The sequence below is a fragment of the Paraburkholderia bonniea genome (assembly GCF_009455625.1).
GTDB classification, from domain to species: Bacteria; Pseudomonadota; Gammaproteobacteria; order Burkholderiales; family Burkholderiaceae; genus Paraburkholderia; species Paraburkholderia bonniea.
The window spans coordinates 265,171-286,797 of sequence record NZ_QPEQ01000001.1 but is presented as its reverse complement, the minus strand read 5'-3'; the positions used below and the strand labels follow the sequence as shown (position 1 = coordinate 286,797).

19 protein-coding genes and 1 pseudogene are annotated in these 21,627 nt (G+C 57.2%); all 20 read right to left on the bottom strand.

The window, feature by feature from the left end; all coding sequences use genetic code 11:
• Positions 1-12: 12 nt before the first annotated feature.
• The 20 genes and pseudogenes from atpA to GH656_RS01175 all read right to left on the bottom strand — a co-directional run bounded on the left by atpA (position 13) and on the right by GH656_RS01175 (position 21,136).
• Positions 13-1,554 carry a F0F1 ATP synthase subunit alpha gene (gene atpA / locus GH656_RS01270; RefSeq protein WP_153074226.1) on the bottom strand — a complete coding sequence of 514 codons (1,542 nt, stop codon included), beginning with the start codon at positions 1,552-1,554 and terminating at the stop codon, positions 13-15.
• Positions 1,555-1,603: 49 nt separating this feature from the next.
• Positions 1,604-2,143, bottom strand: a complete 540-nt coding sequence (locus GH656_RS01265; protein ID WP_153074225.1) for a F0F1 ATP synthase subunit delta — start codon at positions 2,141-2,143, stop codon at positions 1,604-1,606.
• A 2-nt stretch (positions 2,144-2,145) separates the two neighbouring features.
• Positions 2,146-2,616, bottom strand: a complete 471-nt coding sequence (locus GH656_RS01260; protein ID WP_153074224.1) for a F0F1 ATP synthase subunit B — start codon at positions 2,614-2,616, stop codon at positions 2,146-2,148.
• 139 nt (positions 2,617-2,755) lie between these two features.
• Positions 2,756-3,025 carry a F0F1 ATP synthase subunit C gene (gene atpE / locus GH656_RS01255; protein WP_153074223.1) on the bottom strand — a complete coding sequence of 90 codons (270 nt, stop codon included), beginning with the start codon at positions 3,023-3,025 and terminating at the stop codon, positions 2,756-2,758.
• A gap of 79 nt (positions 3,026-3,104) precedes the next feature.
• Positions 3,105-3,956, bottom strand: a complete 852-nt coding sequence (atpB, locus tag GH656_RS01250; protein WP_153074222.1) for a F0F1 ATP synthase subunit A — start codon at positions 3,954-3,956, stop codon at positions 3,105-3,107.
• Positions 3,957-4,110: 154 nt separating this feature from the next.
• On the bottom strand, positions 4,111-4,593 hold the full coding sequence (locus GH656_RS01245; RefSeq protein ID WP_425495869.1) for an ATP synthase subunit I: 483 nt from the start codon (positions 4,591-4,593) through the stop codon (positions 4,111-4,113).
• Between the two features lie 352 nt (positions 4,594-4,945).
• A complete protein-coding gene (locus GH656_RS01240; RefSeq protein WP_174769668.1) occupies positions 4,946-6,076 on the bottom strand; it encodes an SLC13 family permease in 1,131 nt (376 codons plus the stop codon).
• A 33-nt stretch (positions 6,077-6,109) separates the two neighbouring features.
• Positions 6,110-6,997, bottom strand: coding sequence for a ParB/RepB/Spo0J family partition protein (locus GH656_RS01235; RefSeq protein ID WP_153074219.1), 888 nt, complete (start codon positions 6,995-6,997; stop codon positions 6,110-6,112).
• Positions 6,998-7,031: 34 nt separating this feature from the next.
• Positions 7,032-7,802 carry a ParA family protein gene (locus GH656_RS01230; RefSeq protein WP_153074218.1) on the bottom strand — a complete coding sequence of 257 codons (771 nt, stop codon included), beginning with the start codon at positions 7,800-7,802 and terminating at the stop codon, positions 7,032-7,034.
• Between the two features lie 56 nt (positions 7,803-7,858).
• Positions 7,859-8,563, bottom strand: coding sequence for a 16S rRNA (guanine(527)-N(7))-methyltransferase RsmG (gene rsmG / locus GH656_RS01225; RefSeq protein ID WP_153074217.1), 705 nt, complete (start codon positions 8,561-8,563; stop codon positions 7,859-7,861).
• A complete protein-coding gene (gene mnmG / locus GH656_RS01220; RefSeq protein ID WP_153074216.1) occupies positions 8,560-10,506 on the bottom strand; it encodes a tRNA uridine-5-carboxymethylaminomethyl(34) synthesis enzyme MnmG in 1,947 nt (648 codons plus the stop codon). The genes rsmG and mnmG overlap by 4 nt, the downstream gene beginning before the upstream one ends.
• 172 nt (positions 10,507-10,678) lie before the next feature.
• Positions 10,679-11,434, bottom strand: coding sequence for an ABC transporter ATP-binding protein (locus GH656_RS01215; protein WP_153074215.1), 756 nt, complete (start codon positions 11,432-11,434; stop codon positions 10,679-10,681).
• 5 nt (positions 11,435-11,439) lie between these two features.
• The gene (locus tag GH656_RS01210) at positions 11,440-13,227 is read right to left on the bottom strand and encodes a branched-chain amino acid ABC transporter ATP-binding protein/permease (protein WP_153074214.1); all 1,788 of its coding nucleotides are present in this window, start codon (positions 13,225-13,227) and stop codon (positions 11,440-11,442) included.
• 4 nt (positions 13,228-13,231) lie between these two features.
• A complete protein-coding gene (locus GH656_RS01205; RefSeq protein ID WP_153074213.1) occupies positions 13,232-14,287 on the bottom strand; it encodes a branched-chain amino acid ABC transporter permease in 1,056 nt (351 codons plus the stop codon).
• A 126-nt stretch (positions 14,288-14,413) separates the two neighbouring features.
• Entirely contained in the window at positions 14,414-15,571 is a 1,158-nt protein-coding gene (locus tag GH656_RS01200; protein ID WP_153074212.1) for an ABC transporter substrate-binding protein, read from the bottom strand.
• Between the two features lie 776 nt (positions 15,572-16,347).
• Positions 16,348-17,326: pseudogene (locus GH656_RS01195) on the bottom strand (branched-chain amino acid ABC transporter permease).
• Positions 17,326-18,210: a branched-chain amino acid ABC transporter permease gene (locus tag GH656_RS01190; protein ID WP_153074211.1), complete on the bottom strand. Its 885-nt coding sequence runs from the start codon at positions 18,208-18,210 to the stop codon at positions 17,326-17,328. Before GH656_RS01190 ends, GH656_RS01195 begins: the two are co-directional and overlap by 1 nt.
• A gap of 110 nt (positions 18,211-18,320) precedes the next feature.
• Entirely contained in the window at positions 18,321-19,535 is a 1,215-nt protein-coding gene (locus GH656_RS01185) for an ABC transporter substrate-binding protein (protein WP_153074210.1), read from the bottom strand.
• Between the two features lie 63 nt (positions 19,536-19,598).
• Positions 19,599-20,360 carry an ABC transporter ATP-binding protein gene (locus GH656_RS01180; protein WP_153074209.1) on the bottom strand — a complete coding sequence of 254 codons (762 nt, stop codon included), beginning with the start codon at positions 20,358-20,360 and terminating at the stop codon, positions 19,599-19,601.
• Positions 20,357-21,136: an ABC transporter ATP-binding protein gene (locus tag GH656_RS01175; RefSeq protein WP_153074208.1), complete on the bottom strand. Its 780-nt coding sequence runs from the start codon at positions 21,134-21,136 to the stop codon at positions 20,357-20,359. Before GH656_RS01175 ends, GH656_RS01180 begins: the two co-directional genes overlap by 4 nt.
• Positions 21,137-21,627 lie beyond the last annotated feature (491 nt).

The following is a 21,627-nucleotide window of genomic DNA, read 5'->3' as shown; positions in this document are numbered from 1 at the left end:
TCGCGGATCGGATCAATAGGCCCCGGATTTCTTGAAGTCTTTGAGCGCTGCGTGGAGCAGTGCTTCATCGTCCTTCGACAAATCCTTGTTATCTTCGATACGCTTAATCAGATCGGCGTGGCTCGATTTCAGGAATTCGCGCAAGCCTTTTTCAAACGGCAGCACGTCCTTCACTTCCAGATCATCGAGGTAACCGTTATTCGCGGCGAACAGCGCGATAGCCAGTTCCCACACTTGCAGCGGCTGATACTGCGGCTGCTTGAGCAGTTCTGTCACGCGACGGCCACGCTCCAGTTGCTTGCGGGTAGCTTCATCGAGGTCCGACGCAAACTGGGCAAATGCGGCCAGTTCACGGTATTGCGCGAGGTCGGTACGAATCCCGCCCGAAAGCTTCTTCACGACCTTGGTTTGCGCTGCACCGCCCACGCGCGAAACCGATACGCCAGCGTTAATTGCCGGACGGATACCTGCGTTAAACAAGTCGGTTTCAAGGAAGATCTGGCCATCGGTAATCGAAATCACGTTCGTCGGCACGAAGGCCGTCACGTCACCCGCCTGGGTCTCAATGACCGGCAGCGCCGTCAACGAACCGCTCTTACCCTTCACCGCGCCCTTGGTGAACTTCTCAACGTATTCTTCCGACACGCGAGCCGCACGCTCCAGCAGACGCGAGTGGAGATAAAACACGTCGCCCGGATAAGCTTCACGGCCTGGCGGACGGCGCAGCAGCAATGAAATCTGACGGTATGCCCAAGCTTGCTTGGTCAAATCGTCATAAATAATTAGTGCGTCCTGACCACGATCACGGAAGTATTCGCCCATCGTGCAGCCAGAGTACGGTGCCAGGTATTGCATCGCAGCCGATTCCGAAGCCGAAGCCGCGACCACGATGGTGTATTCCATCGCGCCCGTTTCTTCAAGCTTGCGCACCACGTTCATGATCGACGAGGCTTTCTGGCCAATCGCAACGTAGATACAGAAGAGGTTCTTGCCCTTCTGATTGATGATCGTGTCAACAGCAACCGCTGTCTTGCCGCATTGGCGGTCACCAATAATCAGTTCCCGCTGACCGCGTCCAACCGGCACCATCGCATCAATCGATTTCAGACCGGTTTGCACTGGCTCTGATACCGACTTACGCCAGATCACGCCCGGCGCGATCTTTTCGATAGCATCCGATTCTTTCGCGTTGACCGGACCTTTGCCGTCGATCGGATTACCCAGCGCATCGACCACACGGCCGATCAGCTCCGGGCCCACCGGCACTTCGAGAATGCGGCCAGTGGTCTTGACCACATCGCCTTCCGAAATGTGTTCGTATTCGCCGAGAATCACGGCGCCAACCGAATCGCGCTCAAGGTTCAGCGCGAGACCAAACGTATTGCCCGGGAATTCGAGCATTTCGCCCTGCATCACTTCCGACAGTCCGTGAATACGCACGATACCGTCGGTCACGGAGATCACCGTGCCCTGATTGCGAACGTCTGTGCTCGCTTCAAGGCCCTGGATCCGACTCTTGATCAGCTCACTGATCTCAGAGGGATTGAGTTGCATTATTCGCTCCTGATAGTCAATTCTGTTGCTAGCCTGCCGCGTATGCGACTCAGGCGGACAGTGCCGTCTGCATGCTGGCAAGCCGCGCGCGGACCGAGGTATCGAGCACTTCGTCGCCTACCGTGACGCGCACACCGCCAATTAGCGATGCATCAACGGCAACGACCGGCTTCAGCTTGCGCTGAAACTTGCGTTCGAGACTGACGACGAGTTCGTTCAGCTGTGTGTCTTGAAGCGGAAATGCACTGACGATCAGCGCATCGGCCGCTCCTTCGCGGGCGTTTTTCAATGCGTCGAACTGCACACCAATTTCTGGCAGCAGTTGCAAGCGATGGTTATCCACCAGCATTTGCACGAAATTTTTCGCTTGTGCATCAGCTTTCAGCGGTGACTTCACTGCGGATAGCAGCAAATCGCACACTTGGGCACGGCTCACTTTCGGGCTTGTGGCGACCGACAGCACTTCGGGCAGACCCGCAACCTGTGCCAGCTCTTGCACGAGCGTGGACCAGGCGGCTATGTCTCCCGCTTCGGCCACGCCGAACAGCGCTTCTGCATAAGGGCGGGCGATGGTTGCAAGTTCGGCCATATTCAGAGCTCGGCTTTCAGTTGATTCAGCAGTTCGGCATGAGCCGACTGATCGACTTCGCGCTTCAGGATCTGCTCTGCGCCTTGCACTGCAAGAGCAGCTACCTGGCCGCGCAGCGCTTCGCGTGCTTTGACGATTTGCTGATCGGCATCGGCCTTCGCCTGAGCGATGATGCGCGCGGCTTCCGCTTGCGCCTGGGCCTTGATTTCGTCTGCGACCGACACGGCGCGCTTTTCTGCTTCAGCGATACGTTGCTGGCCATCATTGCGAGCCTGCGCCAGTTCCTGGTCGACACGCTTGTGCGCAGCTTCGAGTTCCGTCTTGCCCCTTTCGGCGGCCGCGAGGCCGTCAGCGATCTTTTTCGAGCGCTCGTCGAGGGCATTGATCAGCGGCGGCCACACGAACTTCATCGTGAACCACGCGAGGATCAGGAACACGACCATTTGCGCAAACAGGGTTGCGTTGAGATTCACGGTGTTTCCTTAAACATTGCTAGTTCGGACAGTGAAACGGCAAGGCGCTCATCGATTCTGTATTCGATCAGCGCCCAGGCAGCCGTTTCGCCCTGCGCCCTGGAGCCAGTGGACCCGGGCACAAACCTTCCGAGAAACCTTACTCTGCCAGCTTCGACAGCAGCGGGTTCGCAAACGCAAACAGCATGGCCACGCCAACGCCAATCAGAAACGCTGCGTCGATCAGACCAGCCAGCAGGAACATCTTGGTTTGCAGCGGGTTCATCAATTCAGGCTGGCGCGCACATGCTTCGATGTACTTGCCGCCCATCAGACCAATACCGATACAGGCGCCGATTGCACCCAGGCCGATGATGATGCCGATACCGATGGCGGTCAGACCCTGGATGTTGGCGATGAAAGCTTGCATGATCACTCCTTTGTGAAAAGTCTTTTAAAACCGGGATTTAGAAAAATACAGTTAAAGCAATTCGTATCGACGGGCCAGATTAATGGCTGTCGTGTGCCTGGCCGATATACACCAGCGTCAGCATCATGAAAATGAACGCCTGCAGCAGAACAATCAGGATGTGGAAGATAGCCCACACGCTGCCGGCAATCACATGGCCGAGGAAGCCAAGCACCGTCGTGTCCGCGCCGAAATTCCAGAGACTGCCAAGCAGGGCAATCAGCAGGAACAACAGCTCACCCGCATACATGTTGCCGAACAACCGCATGCCAAGCGAAACCGTCTTTGCGACGAACTCGATGATGTTGAGTACCAGATTCGGGATCCACAGCAGCGGATGCGCGCCGAACGGTGCCGACAGCAGCTCATGCGCAAAGCCGCCAGCACCTTTGATCTTGAAGTTGTAGTAAATCATCAGCACGAACACGCCAAGCGCGATACCAAGCGTGCCGTTGAGGTCGGTAGTCGGCACGATGCGCATATGCGGCAAGGCTTCCGACAGGCCAAGCCAGCCAATCAGCCGTGTAGGCAGATCAACTGGAACGAGATCGAGGGAGTTCATCAGCGCGACCCAGATAAACACGGTCAGCGCGAGGGGGGCGATATAGGAACGGTTGCCGTGGATCATCGACTTCGATTGATCCTCAACCATTTCTACGAGCATTTCGACGGCGCACTGGAAGCGGCCAGGAACACCGGAAGTCGACTTGCGTGCAGCGCAGTACAAAATGATGATCGTGACCAGACCACAAAAAATCGACCAGAACAGCGTGTCCAGATTCCAGACATTGATATCAAAGATCGACGTCTGGTGGGAGGTCGAGAAATTCTGCAAGTGGTGCGCGATGTACCCGGACGGATCCAGAGCGCTCTTTCCTTCGCTAGCTGCCATATCGTAATGCCACCCAAATTGTCAAAAATCTTGCCCTGCCGCCCCTGCCGCGTTGTCGCGTCGAAGAAGCCTGCTATCGCGGGCCAGATGGCCCGCGCGCTTTTGTACCGGCGCACCGTGCGCGCCAGCGTGTGTTGTGTGCAGCAATTCAGATTTAGCGCCAGACCAGTGCGATCCAGTAGGTTTTCAGCGCAACCAGGTAGGTCACAAGTAGCGGCACCCAACTGACTTCATGAAATCCAAACGCAATGGCGACAAACATCGCAATCGTCACACCCATCTTGAGTGCTTCGCCAATCACCCAGCTCATCGCGGTAGTCGCACCGCTCAACCTGGTCAACCGCGCTGCAAATAACGCCCCTGGCAACCAGCAAATCGCACCGCCCAAAAAGGCCGACAACGCAGCAATGCCAGGCGGCTGATAAAACAGCCCCCATAACAACGTTGCACCCAGGGACAAAACTATTTGCGCCGCCACCACCCGAAAAGGCGTGACACGCGATGGACGGCTTACGCCGGGACCAAATAGCTTTTCTGCTTCCGCTCTCGTCAGCGGGATGATCTCGTTATCCTGGAGCCCAGCTTCCCATGTGTCATCGTCCTGAGCCGCTGATGCGCCCGAAACAGTGTGCGTCACATGGTGTTTGCCCTGGCCCTGATTCGGCGTCTGGTTTGACACGTTCCCGGTCGCCATCACAATTGTTCTCGCAAAATGCTGTTCGGCCCGCGAGCTTACGCACCGCTTACGAGATTGCCTAGCAATTAAACCCGGGCGATTGTAAGCGATAATTACAGGCAATTCAAGACTTTAGGCGCATTAGTCAGACCAACGAAACGATACCGCGCCCTACTGCTGCAGCACCCATCCCAATTGCCGCAACACATCGCCCTGCCCAGCACAAAAAGGCTGTCAAAACAGGCTCAAAAAGCCTTAAATACCAAGCTGAAATTTCCCCATTTCAGCCAGTTCGCACCAGAAGCCTCGACGCCTATCCGCCAAGCGATAGCAACCAAGCACCCACCACTGCCGCGACAAACCAGAATGGCACCGAAAAAAGGTGAAATAACAGCCAGATACCGCGAGTTCTTGCCAGCCGCACGGCGATCAAATTAGCCAACGAGCCCGTCGCTATGCCAAAGCCCCCAACACTGACACCGAATGCAAGTGAGCGCCAGTCATTAGTCCATTCGGCCAGCAAGATAGCGGCGGGAACATTGCTGATGCCTTGGGAAAAAAGCGCACCCGCCGCGTATACGTGCAGCGGCGTCGTCAGGGCCAGGTGCTCAACGTTGCGATGAATCCAGGGCAAGGCCACCACGCTGCGCAGCACGATAAACATCAACGCGAAAATCAATAACAGGAGCCAGTCGATCTTGAACACGATCTCACGGCGCCAAAGCAAAAAGATCAGCGAGATTCCTGTCAGCGCAATTTCTGGATGCCGTGCGTCAGCTAGCCCGATAAATCCCACGAACAACAAACCCGTCACCGCCACCAGCGGACGATCTATTTGGTCCGGTAGCGTATCGCGTGACAGATCGAGTGGCTTGCCGCCAAACGTGATCGCCGTTAACAGGGACAGCAGTGCCATCAGGGCTGCGCACAACGGCGCAAGCGCCCAGATAAAAGCTGCGAGCGATACCCCGCTCCGCTGCCAGAGAAACAGATTCTGTGGATTACCTAGCGGTGTCAGCACTGATCCAGCATTCACCGCGAGGGCGATGAACACCACCAGCCGTTTCAGTGGAAGCGGCGTCAGCTTGTGGAGCGAGAGAACCAGCGGGATCACCACGAAGAGCGCGACATCGTTGGTGAGCACCGTCGATAGTCCTGCGGCAAGACCAACCAGCAGACAAGCCAAGCCTCGTTCGGTACGAACCCGGTGCACCACTTGGTGCGCAATCCAGCTCAGGAAGGCGGAAAGCTCAATGGCTTTTGCCAAGATCAGCAAACCGGCAAGGCTCGATACCGTCTGCCAGTCAACAAGGGCGGCAAGCGATGTCCAGCGTTGTGGGTAATGCCATTGCAACGCTATCAGAATCACAACCAGCGTAGCGAGCACCGGCTCTCTCGCCACCTGCTCTAACACGCTGTAGAGCAGCTTTTTTACGCTCTGCACCGCGGGCCCGAGATTCGTCACAACCGCTGGCGCTCAGACCGTCGCGTTGCCGCGCAGCCGGACCAGAATGCCCTCAAGGGCTTCAAGATCGCCAAAATCAACCAGGACCTGGCCACGCCCTTTACGGCCCAGCTTGATCTTGACCGTCGCGGCCAGCAAATCCGACAGCTCCTCTTCCAGTCGCCGGGTATCCCGGCCACCGTCGTGTTTTTCACGTGTCTTAAGTGCGGGGGCAGCCTTGGCGGTCGAAGTCACCAGCTTTTCGGTTTCACGCACCGACAGCCGTTTGTTGACCACCTGATTGGCAAGCGAGATTTGCGTCGCGGCATCAACCGCGAGTAAAGCCCGGGCGTGCCCCATGTCCAGATCACCGGCAAGCAGCATGGTTTGCACGGGTGCCGCAAGGTTCAGCAAACGCAACAGGTTCGACACAGCGCTGCGGGAACGGCCTACCGATTCAGCCGCCTGTTCATGCGTGAAATTGAAGTCGTCGAGCAAGCGCTGGATACCTTGCGCCTCTTCAAGCGGATTCAGATCTTCGCGCTGAATGTTTTCGATCAACGCCATCGCGGCAGCAACCTGATCCGGCACATCCTTTACCAGCACCGGAACATCCGTCAGTCCAGCCAGATGTGCGGCGCGAAAACGTCGTTCGCCCGCGATAATTTCATATTTATCCGCTGAAACGGGCCGCACCAGAATGGGTTGCATCACGCCTTGTGTGCGGATACTGGCGGCAAGTTCCTGCAACGCCCCTTCATCCATACGTGAACGTGGCTGATATTTGCCCGCCTGCAGTTTTTCCAGCGGCAAAACGTTAAGCGCGCCAGCGATTTTCACCGCTTCCGTAATGTCCGTGCCGCCGCCCAGCAATATGTCCAACCCTCGGCCCAAGCCCTTTTTTCGTGCGACTGCATTCATCGTATTTCCTCGGTCTGCTTTGTGTAATCGCGCATTACTGTGCGCGCAAGCGTTCAATAACTTCCGCGCCAAACTGGAGATAGGCTTGCGCGCCACGAGAGGCTTTGTCGAACACCACACCTGGCAAGCCGTAACTCGGGGCCTCTGCAAGCCGCACGTTGCGCGGGATCACGACGTCAAACACCTTCTCACCGAAATGCTCTTTAAGTTGCTCGGACACCTGCTGCTGCAACGTAATGCGAGGATCAAACATCACGCGCAGCAAACCAATCACGGTTAAATCCCGGTTTAAATTCGCATGAACCTGCTTGATCGTGTTGACCAGATCAGACAGCCCTTCAAGGGCGAAATATTCACATTGCATTGGGATCACTACGCCGTGAGCAGCGCACAAACCATTCAGCGTCAGTAGCGATAACGCCGGTGGGCAGTCGATCAGGATGAAATCGTAGTCGTCAGCCACCAGTGCCAGCGCGCTCTTTAAGCGGCGCTCACGGTTCGGCAGGCTGACCAGTTCTACCTCTGCCCCCGCCAGCTCACGGTTAGCTGGGAGCACGTCGTAGCCCACCGCTTCGGGCCTGACTCGTGCATCGGCAACTGGCATGCCGTCCACCAGCACCTCATAAATCGTGTTCTCGCATGCGGCTTTGTCGACGCCGCTCCCCATCGTCGCGTTCCCTTGTGGGTCAAGGTCAACGAGAAGAACACGCTGCCCCTGCGCTGCGAGACTGGCGGCGAGATTGACGGTTGTCGTAGTCTTGCCAACCCCGCCCTTCTGGTTCGCAACACAGAAGATTTTTGCCATCGTGATATATCCCTTTTTACTGCCTGTGGATCAATAAAAATTCGACACGGCCCCGGTTAATCAACCTGGGCGGACTCATTGACGACGACTTCAACCAAATGACGCTCCGCCTCCAGCAGCGGCACCTTGAGACGAATAACCTGGGTGGCATGCGAGCCTGCTGGCAAGCGTGCGATCTCATCATCAGGACGCACGCCTTTCATGGCCCAAATCGCACCCTGCCCAGCCACCAGATGGCGGGCAAGCGTGACGAAATCGGCTAGCTCCGCAAATGCGCGGGAAACAATCACATCGAACTTCGCTGGCACCTCTGTTCCTGGCCGTAAGGTCTCTACCCGGCCGGTGACGACAGACAGATTGCTCAGCCCCAATTCGGCTTTCGCTTGTGCCTGAAAGGCTGTTTTCTTGTGCACGATGTCGTTCAAAGTCACATGCCAGTCAGGCAATGCAACTGCGAGAACGATGCCAGGTAAGCCCCCGCCCGAACCAACATCCAGCGCCACCGAGGGCCCCCGGCCAGCGAGATGCGGCACGATCGAGAGTGAATCGAGAATGTGCTGAATCAGCATTTGCTGTGGATCGCGGATGGCCGTCAGGTTGTAGACGGCATTCCATTTAGCGAGCAATGCAACGTAATCGAGAAGCTTGCCCCGTTGCGACTCATCCAGATCAAGATTTAGCTCACTGATGCCCTCGTCTAGCAGCAGTTTCTGTGCATCCCGGCTAGTCGAGGCGTCAACCCGTTTGCCTCCCATCGTCATGACACCACCGGCGATTCATCTGGACGGACATTGCGTCGTCCTAGTCCGCCTCGTTTCAGGTGAACCATCAGCAGTGAAATGGCGGCTGGCGTAATGCCTGAAATACGCGAGGCTTGACCAATCGTCTCGGGACGGAACTCCGTCAACTTCTGGCACGCCTCAAAAGACAAGCCACGCACATCGGCGTAGTTCAACTCGTGCGGAAGACGCGTGTTTTCGTGTGATTCGTTGCGTTCAATTTCCCCGGCCTGGCGCTCGATATAACCCTGGTACTTAATGCCAATTTCAATCTGCTCTTTAATCTGCGCCAGAAGCACCTCCTCATCAGCCAGTGAAACTTCGGGTCCACAGGTGCCACCAAGCAATCCGCACACACCTTCGTATGTCACGCCAGGGCGGCGTAGCAAGTCAGCAAGGTTGTACTCATGTTCAATCGGCTTACCAAGCAGGGCGATTGCCTCATCCGCCGATAGCGTCTTGGGATTCACCCATGTGGCACGCAAGCGTGCTGTTTCACGTGAAACAGCATCGCGTTTGCGGTTGAAGCTGTCCCAGCGTAGATCGTCTACGACGCCAAGCTCACGCCCCATCTCGGTTAGGCGCATATCGGCATTGTCTTCGCGCAGGCTGAGGCGGTACTCTGCCCGGCTTGTGAACATCCGATAGGGTTCGGATACGCCCTGGGTTACGAGATCGTCGACCAACACGCCTAAATAGGCTTGATCCCGGCGAGGACACCATGCTTCTTTGCCCTGCACCTGAAGCCCTGCGTTAATCCCGGCCAGCAGTCCTTGCGCGGCGGCTTCTTCGTAGCCGGTGGTTCCATTAATCTGACCCGCGAAAAACAATCCTTGTATTACCTTGGTTTCAAGCGAAGCCTTGAGCCCACGTGGATCGAAGTAGTCGTATTCAATTGCATAACCGGGGCGAAGAATATGCGCCGATTCGAGCCCGCGCATTGAGTGCACCAGCTCTAGCTGAACATCAAACGGCAGGCTGGTCGATATCCCATTTGGATAGAACTCGTTAGTCGTTAAGCCTTCTGGTTCCAGAAAAATCTGATGAGATTCTTTCGATGCAAAGCGATGAATTTTGTCTTCGATGGAGGGGCAATACCGGGGCCCCACTCCTTCAATCACGCCGGTGTACATCGGTGAGCGATCCAAACCGCTGCGGATAATGTCATGCGTCCGCGCATTGGTGTGAGTCACCCAGCAAGGCACTTGCTGCGGATGCTGCTCTGCCCAGCCCAGAAAGGAAAACACCGGCACTGGATCAAGATCGCCAGGCTGCGCTTCCAGTTTCGAAAAATCAATGGAGCGACCGTCAATACGCGGGGGCGTGCCCGTTTTCAAACGCCCTTGTGGCAAGTTCAGCTCTTTTAATCGTGCAGATAAGGACACTGCCGCTGGATCGCCAGCCCGCCCACCTGTGTAATGGTTCAGACCGACGTGGATCTTGCCATCAAGGAATGTTCCAGCGGTCAAGACGACAGCGCGTGAACGGAACTGCACGCCCACCTGAGTCACCGCACCCACCACGCGATCACCCTCGACCATCAGATCTTCAACCGCTTGCTGGAACAACCAAAGATTGGGTTGGTTTTCGAGGCGGTATCGAATGGCTTGCTTATAAAGCAAGCGATCCGCCTGAGCGCGTGTCGCCCTGACAGCTGGGCCTTTTGAGGAATTCAGAATACGAAACTGAATGCCGCTTTCGTCGGTAGCTGCAGCCATTGCACCGCCTAGCGCATCAACCTCTTTCACCAAATGACCTTTGCCAATTCCGCCAATCGACGGATTACAGCTCATTTGGCCAAGTGTTTCGATGTTATGAGTCAGTAGCAGCGTCTTATTACCCATTCGGGCAGCAGCGAGCGCCGCCTCTGTACCAGCATGGCCGCCGCCAACGACGATTACGTCAAATTCTGTGGGATAAAGCATCGCGGATCTCGCGTAGATCGCACGCGAGCCTTTCTGAGGAAAATGTATGGGGCGAATTATAGCGGGTTCGCTTCAGGCCCCGAATCTCATCCAATCGGCCAGGCAAGAAAAACGGCATGTTTCACGTGAAACATGCCGTTGATATTTGCGGTAAAGCCGAACGCTCGCTAAATTATGCGGTTTTTTTGGCTAGCCCTAGATAGCTCTCAACCACTCGTGGATTTTGCGCAAGCTCTGACGCGGGACCTTCCAATGCCAACTCACCTGTTTCCAGCACGTAGCCGTAATTGGAAATTTGCAGTGCAGCACGGGCATTTTGCTCAACCAGCAAGATAGCCACACCTGTATTACGCAATGCGCTGATGATATGGAAGATCTCTTTCACGATCAGTGGGGCTAGGCCGAGACTTGGCTCGTCCAGCATCAGCAAGTCTGGTTTGCCCATGAGTGCCCGCCCCACTGCGAGCATCTGACGCTCTCCGCCGGACAACGTCCCCGCGAGCTGATTGCGGCGCTCCTTCAGCCGGGGGAACAGCGTGAATACGGGGTCAAGCTGGTCAAGATAATTGCGCTCTCCGGCACGCTTGCGTCGGTAGGCTCCCAGCAAGAGGTTGTCTATTACGCTCATCGTTGAGAACAACTCGCGCTTTTCCGGCACGAGGCACATTCCGCGTGCCACTCGCTGCTCGACCGGCAGCGCACTCACCTCTTCGCCGCGATACAGCACCGATCCTTTGGCTTGGCCCGAGACAGGCAAGGCACCCATGATCGCGTTTAATAACGTCGATTTGCCCGCGCCATTTGGCCCAATCACCGAGACGATCTGCCCGGGCGTCACTTCTATCCGCGTGCCGTGTAGCGCCTCGACCTTGCCGTAACGCGCAGACAACGCGTCGAGCTGCAACATCGGTGTTGCAACATTTTTCATCGTCATCACTCCACCCCACCCAGATAGGCTTCGAGCACGGCAGGGTCTTGTTGCACCTCGTGCGGCAAACCTTCGGCAATACGTGTTCCAAACTCCATCACGACGACCTTGTCAGCCAGATTCATCACGAAATCCATATCGTGCTCAACCAGCAAGATGCTCATGCCCTCTTCCTTGAGTTGTCGCAGCAACTTCGCCAACTGCTGCTTTTCCTGATAACGCAAGCCAGCCGCTGGCTCATCCAGTAGCAGCAATGTGGGGTCGCAACACAGCGCCCGTGCAATCTCAAGAATGCGCTGCTGTCCTAGCGCCAAGCTCCCCGCTTCGTCATAGCAATGTGCCGCAAGGCCCACCCGCTCAATCTGCCGGGCGGCTTCGGCCATCAGCCGGGCCTCTTCCGCGCCATTCAAGCGGGCGATGCTGCGCAACACGCCAGCATGGCCGCGCAAATGAGCGCCGATTGCCACGTTTTCGAGCACGCTCATCCCCGGTAACAACTTCACGTGTTGAAACGTCCGGCCGATGCCGCGGCTGGCAATCTCACGCGCGCTCAGCCCGTCGATCCGTTCACCGCAGAAATGAATCTCCCCGCTAGTCAGCGTCAACGCGCCGCTAACCAGGTTAAACGTCGTGGATTTACCCGCTCCATTCGGGCCGATCAAGCCCGTGATCTGGCCCGCGTCGACGTTGAAACTCACGTCATTCACCGCCACCAGGCCGCCAAACTGTTTGCGCGCCAAGTTCACACTCAGCAAGGCTGCACCGGCCACTGGCTTATCACGTTGCGGCAAGGGCTCAGTCGCGGCAGAAGGCGCATGGGCTTTCGGCTCGCGTGGAAACAGGCGTGCGACGTAAGGCCAGACGCCCTGACGCGAATACTGCAGCAACAGCACCATCAACACGCCGAAGACAACCACTTCGAAATTACCGTTCGCGCCCAGCAATCTGGGCAGCAGCGTCTGTAAATAATCCTGCAGCAGGGTCAGGATCGCTGCGCCCAGCACCGCGCCCCAGACATGCGAAATCCCCCCAACCACCGCCATGAACAAAAACTCGATGCTGTGATTCAGCCCAAACGGTGTGGGGTTCACGGAGCGCTGCAAGTGCGCATAGAGAAAGCCGGAAACAGCGGCCAACACGGCTGCGTAGACGAAGATCAGCACGCGCATCCACGCCGTGTTGATGCCCATGGCCTCAGCCATTGAGCCCGCGCCACGCAACGCGCGAATGGCCCGTCCAGGACGGCTATTCAACAGGTTCTGCACCGATACAATCGCCGCCAGCACCGCCGCCCAGATCAGGTAGTAAATCTCCCGCCCAGACTCAAGCCGAAGGCCCAGCACGCTAAGCGCCGGAATGCCGTTGATGCCGTCGTACTTGCCCAGCATGTCGAGATTGCCGAACAGGAAAAACAGTGCCAACCCCCATGCGATCGTGCCAAGCGGCAAAAAATGGCCGGATAAGCGCATCGTCACAAGGCCCAGCACCAGCGCAATCAGCGCCGTCAGCACCACCCCAACCAGCAGCGCGGCCCATGGCGATACGGCGAAATGGGTCGTCAGATACGCCGTGGTGTAAGCGCCAATCCCGACGAACGCCGCCTGCCCAAAACTGGTCATTCCGCCTATGCCGGTCAGCAGCACCAGCCCAATCGCCACAATCGAATACAGCCCAATGTAGTTAAGCAGCGTCACCCAGTACTCCGGAATGCGCAGCGGTTGCGGCAGCACCGGCAGGACAAAAATCACCAGCAGAAACAACCAGAAAAAGCGGTTTTGCATCATGCGTTTCATCGTGTCACTCCTCATCTTCTTCGACGTGCGGAGTCACAAAGCTGCGCCACAGCAACACGGGGATGATGAGCGTGAACACGATGACTTCCTTATAGGCACTGGCCCAGAACGATGAATAGGATTCCAGCAGACCAACCAGCACAGCACCTGCTGCTGCCAGCGGATAGCTAACCAGCCCGCCAATGATCGCGCCCACAAAGCCCTTCAGCCCGATTAGAAAACCCGAGTCGTAATAGATCGTGGTGAGCGGTGCCACCAGAATCCCGCACAGCGCGCCCAAACCCGCCGCCAGCGTGAATGCCAGACGTCCCGCCTGGGTCGTGCCAATCCCGACCAGCTGCGCGCCCAGGCGGTTCACCGAAGTCGCGCGTAAGGCCTTGCCCGAAATCGTCCGGTCGAAATACAGATACAGCGCGACGATCAGCACCGCCGCCATGCCGATCACCCACAGGCTTTGTCCGGAGATCGACAGCCCGCCCAGATTGAACGTCGCGTCCGAAAAGGGCGTGGTGCGCGAGCCTTCCGCACCGAACATCACCAGCCCAAGACCAACCAGGACAAAATGCACGGCAACAGCAACGATCAGCAGCAGCAAGGTGCTGGCCTCTGCGATAGGTTCGTAGGCCAGCCGGTAGACGAAGGGGCCCATCGGCACCACGATCAGCAGCGTCAGCGCGATTTGCAGGATCATCGGCAGCGGCTGCGTGAATGTGCTGCGAGTCAACGCATAGACCGCGAGCGGCAGCAGCAGATATTTGCCCGCCAGCGTGAGCAACGTGCGCGCCACGCGGTGGCGCCGCCCGGGATAGCGCAACAGCGCGGCGCATTCAGCGCAGAAACACCCGGCCCCCAATGCCAGCAGCAGCCAGCAAGTCGCAGGGAATTTTTGCGTCTGTAGTGCGGCCAGCGTCAGCGCGCCATACGCTACAAACTCCCCTTGCGGAATGAAGATCACCCGCGTGACGGAAAACACCAGCACCAGCGCAAGCGCCAGCAATGCGTAAATCGCACCCGTGGTGATGCCGTCCTGAGCGAGGATCGCCGCGATTGACAAGTCCATGGTTCCTCATCTTCGAACGTTTAAATCAAAGCGGACTCACTGCCCGCCTCCATTTGTCGCAAAAAAAACGGTGCGGCCAGAACTTGCTAGCCACACCGTTTGCACTACGCGCCTGCTGTAACAACATCAGTCGTTTTGCAGCTTCCACTTGCCGTCGACAATCTGCACGATCACCCGCGCCCGTTTGTCGAGACCGTTATGGTCGGTTGGCGTCGTATTCATGATGCCGTGCGCTACCGGCACGTCTTTCAGATTCTCCAGCGCTGCACGCAACGCCTCACGGAATGCTGGCGTACCCGGTTTAGCCTGCTTCAGCGCGACGGGAATCGCCTGCTGCAGCATCTGCCCTGCATCCCATGCATGCCCGCCAAAGGTCGATACCGAACCTGCGCCATAGGCTTTTTCATAGGCGCTCTTGTACGCCTGCGATGACTGCTTCACCGGGTTTGATGCGGGCAACTGTTCAGTAACGAGGATCGGGCCCGCAGGCAGCAGCTCACCTTCACAATCCTTGCCGCACACGCGCAGGAAATCGTTATTGGCCACGCCATGCGTCTGATAAATCTTGCCCTTGTAGCCGCGCGCTTTAAGCGCCTTTGCGGGTAATGCCGCCGGTGTGCCCGAGCCGCCGATCAGCACGGCATCCGGGTTCGCCGACATGATTTTCAGCACCTGCCCAGTCACCGAGGTGTCCGGGCGGTTGTAGCGTTCATTCGCTACCAGCTTCAGGTTGTGCGCCTTGGCCGCTGCGCTGAAAACCGTGTACCAGTTCTCACCATAAGCATCCGAGAAGCCAATAAAACCCACCGTCTTCACGCCGTGCTGCGCCATATATCCGGCAATCGCATCCGCCATCAGGCTGTCGTTCTGTGGCGTCTTGAACGCCCATGCGCGTCTTGCATCCATCGGCTCGATGATCGCCGCTGAGGCGGCCATCGAGATCATCGGTGTCTTGCTGTCCGACGCTGGCCCAAGCATGGCCAACGAATTCGGCGTCACGGTAGAGCCGATGATTGCGTCCACGTGATCTTCATCAATCAGCTTGCGGGTGTTCTGCACCGCGCGGCTAGGGTCGGTCGCATCATCCAGCACGATGTACTGCACACTCTTGCCGCCAATCTCTTTGGGCAGCAACGCAATGGTGTTTTTCTCTGGAATACCAAGCGATGCGGCAGGCCCCGTCGCCGACACGATCACCCCGATCTTGACCTGTGCCATCACGCTGCCCGCCACGCCTGCCAGCGCCAATACGATGCCCGCCTGGGCCCAGTGTTTGATTTTCATTTGCTGAAGTCTCCACGCGCCCGCCTGGCGCGTAACGGATGGTCCGGCTTAAAGGCCGGGTGAGTAAAAATGGCTGCCCCATGCCAGGGCCGCGCACAACAAAAAGGCGCGTCAAACTGCACGCGCCCTGGTTAACTACGACTACGATCGAACACTGCTTCTGCTTGCATCGCAGACTAAAGCAAGCCGCTGTCTGCCACTATCGAAAATGAAATGGGCTATCTGTACCGGCCGGCCGCAGATTGCTGCGCCCCTGCCCTGCCTGTTGATATTCACCTGCCGTGATGCCCACCTCATAAAATCTCCGTGACCCCTGCTCGCACAAACGGCGCAGTGGGTTAAATCCCCTGAGCCAATGACTGGCTAGATAGACAGGGCCTGGCGAGTTTAGCGGAGGTCTGTTGAATGCGCCAAGCATAAAACGTAAGGAAGAACGAATCTGCCTGGGCTTGTGGATGACTGCCGCCAAAGCCATACAGGCAAAGGCGATTGCCCAAATAAAAAGCGCCACCAGACATTAATCTGGTAGCGCTTTTTCGGGCACTGAATGCCTCGTTGTCTCCTCGTTCTCCACCTGCGAAATCAGCTTTTTCTGCTCAGCTTTTACCTGCTTGCGTCAGAACTGCGTGAAGGTTAAACAAGCACCCTGAAGTGAACAACTAGCATTTACCCTAGGCATATGCCGCCTTGATCGCATGAGAAAAAAATCATTCCAGCGCGATGGCAGATCATGCGATATGAGTAATTTCACCACATACATCGGAGACCAAATCATTTCATCCAGGCGAGCGTGCAAGCCGAACCCGCGCCACGATCTCACCAACAATCCCTCGGCGAAAAGCCAGCACGCACACGATAAAAATCACCCCTGTGACAATCGTCACCGATTCGCCTAACGCACGGAACCATTCAACCCCAGTCAGTGATGCCAGCGCCGCCCCCATGTCTCCCAGACGGTCTTCCAGTGTGACGATCAGAGCGGCACCCAGTAGCGGTCCAAACAGCGTCCCCATGCCGCCCACGAGGGTCATCAGCACCACGAGCCCAGACATCGTCCAGTAGGCGTCTCCGAGCGTCTCGAAGCCCAGCACCAGGACCTTCATCGACCCCGCCAGCCCCGCTAGCCCCGCCGACAGCACGAATGCCAGCAAACTTGAAGCGGCTCGTGTCGTACCCCAGCGAAACCGCGCGCGCCTCGTTCTCCTTGAGCGCTACCAGCACTTGCCCAAACGGTGAATGCACGATGCGCACAATCAGCGCAAACGCCAGCACCATCACCACCAGCACCACGTAATACAGCGTGAGATCCGACGATAGATCGAGCAGCCCTAGCAATGCACCGCGCGGCACGCCCTGCAAGCCATCCTCGCCATGTGTGAACGGTGCCTGCAAATAAACGAAGTACACCATCTGGGCGAAAGCCAGCGTCACCATCGCAAAGTAAATGCCCTGACGCCGAATCGCAAAGAAGCCAACGATCAAGCCAAGCAGCGTCGCCGCCAGCGTTCCTGCGATCACGCCCAGCTCCGGGGTCAGGCCAAGTGTCTGGATCGTATAACCGGTGACATAACCTGCGGTAGCGAGAAACATCGCGTGACCAAACGACAGCAAGCCGGTATAGCCCAGCAATAAATTAAAGGCCGCGGCAAACAGTGCGAAGCACATCACCTTCATCATGAAAAGCGGGTACGCCCCCGCCAGCGGTGCCAGCACGAGACCGAACAGCAGCAGCGCGTAGAGCATTCTTTTCTGCATTATTTTTCCTTGCCGAAGATGCCCGCTGGCCGCACCAGCAACACCAGCGCCATGATGACGAAGACCACCGTTGCCGAGGCTTCGGGATAAAACACCCGGGTCAGTCCTTCAATCACGCCTAGCATCAACCCCGTCAGAATCGCGCCAAGGATCGACCCCATCCCACCGATCACCACCACCGCGAATACCGTGATGATCATCGACTGCCCCATCAGCGGCGACACCTGAATCACCGGTGCCGCAAGCACCCCGGCGAATGCGGCGAGCGCTACGCCAAAGCCATAGGTCAGCGTAATCATTCGCGGCACGTTAACGCCAAACGCTTCGACTAGCCGAGGGTTCTCCGTCCCTGCCCGGAGATATGCGCCAAGCCGGGTTTTCTCGATCACGAACCATGTCGCAAAGCACACCACGAGCGATACCAGCACCACCCACGCGCGATAGTTCGGTAACAGCATAAAGCCCAGATCAGTCGCACCAGACAGCGCAGCAGGCACGTCATAAGCCTGGCCAGACGAGCCATATAGCGAGCGAAATACCCCTTCGATCACCAGCGTGAGGCCGAACGTCAACAGCAAGCCATAGAGATGATCGAGGCGATACAGCCAGCGCAACATGCTTCGCTCGATCAGGATGCCAAACAATCCAGCGATTAAAGGTGCCAGCACCAGCATCGCCCAGTAAGGCAGCCCGAAATAAGCCAGCCCCATCCATGCCAGCATCGCGCCGAGCATGAAGAGCGCTCCATGAGCGAAATTGATGACGTTGAGCAAGCCGAAAATCACAGCGAGGCCAAGACTCAACATCGCGTAGAACGAGCCATTCACGAGACCGAGCAGCAACTGGCTCAGCATCGCGGGCAGTGGGATGCCAAAGATATCCATCGAACCTTCAACCGGTCATCGGTCAGCAGAGAAAAGCCGGTGCACCTGGCCACGAGGCCGCCAAACTACCAAGCCATCAAGCAGCGGCGTCCGGGTGCACCTGCCCAGCGTTATTTCCACAATGCGCAGCGCGTCTCCTGCCTGGTCGTAAAGGCCTGCTCGCCTGGGATGGTGGCGATGATTCGGTAGTAATCCCATGGCTCTTTAGATTCAGCCGGGGTCTTGACCTGCATCAGGTACATGTCGTGGATCATGCTGCCGTCCTGGCGCACATAGCCTTTGGCGAAGAAGTCATCAATTTTCTGTTTCTTCAGCTGCGCCATCACCTTGTCGGCGTCAGTCGACCCCACCGCCTGCACCGCTTTCAGATAGTTCATGGTGGCGGAGTAATCGGCCGCCTGCAGGCTCGAAGGCATCTTGCGCATTTTGTCGAAGTACCGTTGCGACCATTTGCGCGTGTTTGCATCCTTGTTCCAGTACCAGCTATCTGTCAGCACCAGCCCTTGCGTCGTTTCCAGACCAAGGCTGTGGATATCGTTGATAAACACCAGCATCGCGGCGATCTTCATTGATTTGGTAATGCCAAATTCTTTCGCTGCCTTGATTGAATTAATCGTGTCACCCCCCGCGTTCGCCAGCCCAAGCACTTGCGCCTTTGAGGCCTGCGCCTGAAGCAGGAACGAGGAAAAATCAGATGCCGAAAGCGGATGCCGCACAGAGCCCAGCACCTGGCCACCACTCGCTTTCACCACCTCAGCCGTGTTCTTTTCGAGCGCCTTGCCAAAGGCGTAATCAGCGGTCAGGAAAAACCATGTCTTGCCGCCTTGCTTCGTCACGGCCGAACCCGTGCCTTTGGCCAGCGCGGTGGTGTCGTAGGCGTAATGCACCGTGTACGGCGTGCATTGTTCGTTGGTCAGCGTATCGGCCCCTGCGCCAATGCTGAAATACACCTTGTGCTTCTCGCCCGCCACCTGGTTCATTGCCAGGCCTGCGCCGGAGTTCGTGCCGCCAATCAACATGTCCACGCCTTCGCGGTCGAACCATTCACGTGCGCGTGACGCTGCGATATCGGCCTTGTTCTGATGATCGGCATACACCACTTGAATCGGCTTGCCATTAACCTTGCCGCCGAAGTCCGCCACCGCCATACGAATCGCCTCTAACCCACCTTGCCCGTCGATATCGGCGTAAAGCCCCGACATATCGGTGATAAAGCCAATCTTCACCGTATCGTTCGCCGCTCGTACCCCGCCCATCGTGAGTGCTGTCCCTACGGCGAGCGCGAAAAAAAATGCCGCCAGGCGCGTGCATGCCTTCAGTTTCATGTCTGTCTCCGGTGTGTTTTGTTCAACCTGCGTGCTTGTTATCTGAAGCGGTGATTCAGGCACTCAAACGCCGAGCAGATCGTGCAGCACCGCCATCTTGCTGCGCAGTTCAGCGGCACCAAAATGCTCAACGATACGGCCGTGCTCCATCACGTAGAAACGATCCGCCAATGGCGCAGCGAAACGAAAGTTCTGCTCAACCATCACAATCGTGTAACCCCGTTCCTTGAGCATCACGATCATGCGTGCCAGCGCCTGCACGATCACCGGTGCCAGCCCTTCCGAAATTTCATCGAGCAGCAGCAGGCGTGCGCCCGTGCGCAAAATGCGCGCTACGGCCAGCATCTGCTGCTCACCGCCGGACAGCCGCGTTCCCTGGCTCAGCCGCCGTTCCTTGAGGTTGGGAAACATCATGTAAATCTCGTCGAGCGACATCGCATACCGGCCATCGCCAACCAGCGGCGGCAATAGCAGGTTTTCTTCGCATGACAGGCTCGAAAATATGCCGCGCTCTTCAGGACAATAACCAATGCCGCAATGCGCGATTCGATGTGTCGGCATCCTGATGGTTTCGCGTGTGCCGATCCTGATTGAACCGCTGCGCCGCCCGGTCAGGCCCATGATGGCGCGCAGTGTAGAAGTGCGGCCGGCACCATTGCGGCCCAGCAAGGTCACCGCCTCACCGCGCTTCACATGCAAATCGACGCCATGCAGGATGTGCGATTCGCCATACCAGGCATGTAAATCGGCAATCTCCAGCGCCATCTCGCCACGCTCAGCGTGAGCCGCTTCGCGCAGCGGGCTGACCTCAAGCGCGGCGTTCATGCATGGGCCCCGGCAAGCATCGCATCCGTGCTGCCCATATAGGCCTCAATGACGAGAGGATTCTTCGATACCTCCGCATAACGCCCTTCCGCCAGGACTTCGCCGCGCTGCAAAACCGTGATCGTGTCGGAGATACCCGCGACCACGTTCATGTTGTGCTCGACCATCAAAACCGTGCGTCCGCTGGAAACTTTTTTGATTAACGCCGTCACGCGTTCGACATCCTCATGCCCCATCCCCTGGGTCGGCTCATCGAGCAGCATCAGTTCGGGTTCCATCGCCAGCGTGGTGGCAATTTCCAACGCTCGTTTCCGGCCATAAGAAAGCTCGACAGCGGGCACCTCAGCGAAATCAGCGAGGCCCACCTGAGTCAGCAAATCCAGCGCCCGGTCGTCAAGCTGGCGCAGCGTGCGCTCGCTGCGCCAAAAGTGAAATGCCGAACCCAGCTCCCGCTGCAAGCCGATACGAACGTTCTGCCGCGTCGTCAAATGCGGAAACACAGCTGAAATCTGAAACGAGCGGATGATTCCACGCCGTGCGATCTGAGCGGGCCGCTCAGGCGTGATGTCGATGCCGTTGAACACAATCTGGCCAGCAGAAGGCTCAAGGAATTTGGTAAGCAAATTAAAACAGGTCGTTTTGCCCGCGCCGTTCGGTCCAATCAGCGCGTGGATCGAGCCACGGCGCACGCGCAGATTCACCTCATTGACAGCAGTGAACCCTTTGAACTCTTTGGTCAGACCGCGTGTTTCCAGAATCGCGTCGCCGAGAATCATGTTCCCTTCCATACGGAGTGAGGCGATACACACGGGGGGGTCGCGCTATGAATCATCAGACGGCCATCAGACGGCCGCGGCGAAAGCCCCGGACCGGTACTGATACTGGTGTGGCGCACAAGCCAGCGCTCCCCACGCCGCGCCACACAGCACGGGCGCATTGTGGCGCTATTGGCGTGGCGCACTTATTGGGATTTGCACTTATACCGGGCGATGCCGGGTGATGCCGGGTGATAAGGCAGCGGCATTTTTAGGCTCAGGTTTCACTCTCCCATAAAAGATAAATATGCCCCGAACTCTTATTTAAATTAATTTTGCCGGGAATATTCTCTCGCCCATCTCACCATAACCAGAGCACCCAGGAATCAATCGTTGAATCCCAAAAAAACAATAGCAATAATTCCAGCATTTTCTATCTCATATTAATATTTTTACAAAACACCTTGCAGAAACGAAATTCGCCGAATAGAGTGAAACTGCCTTTGCAGATT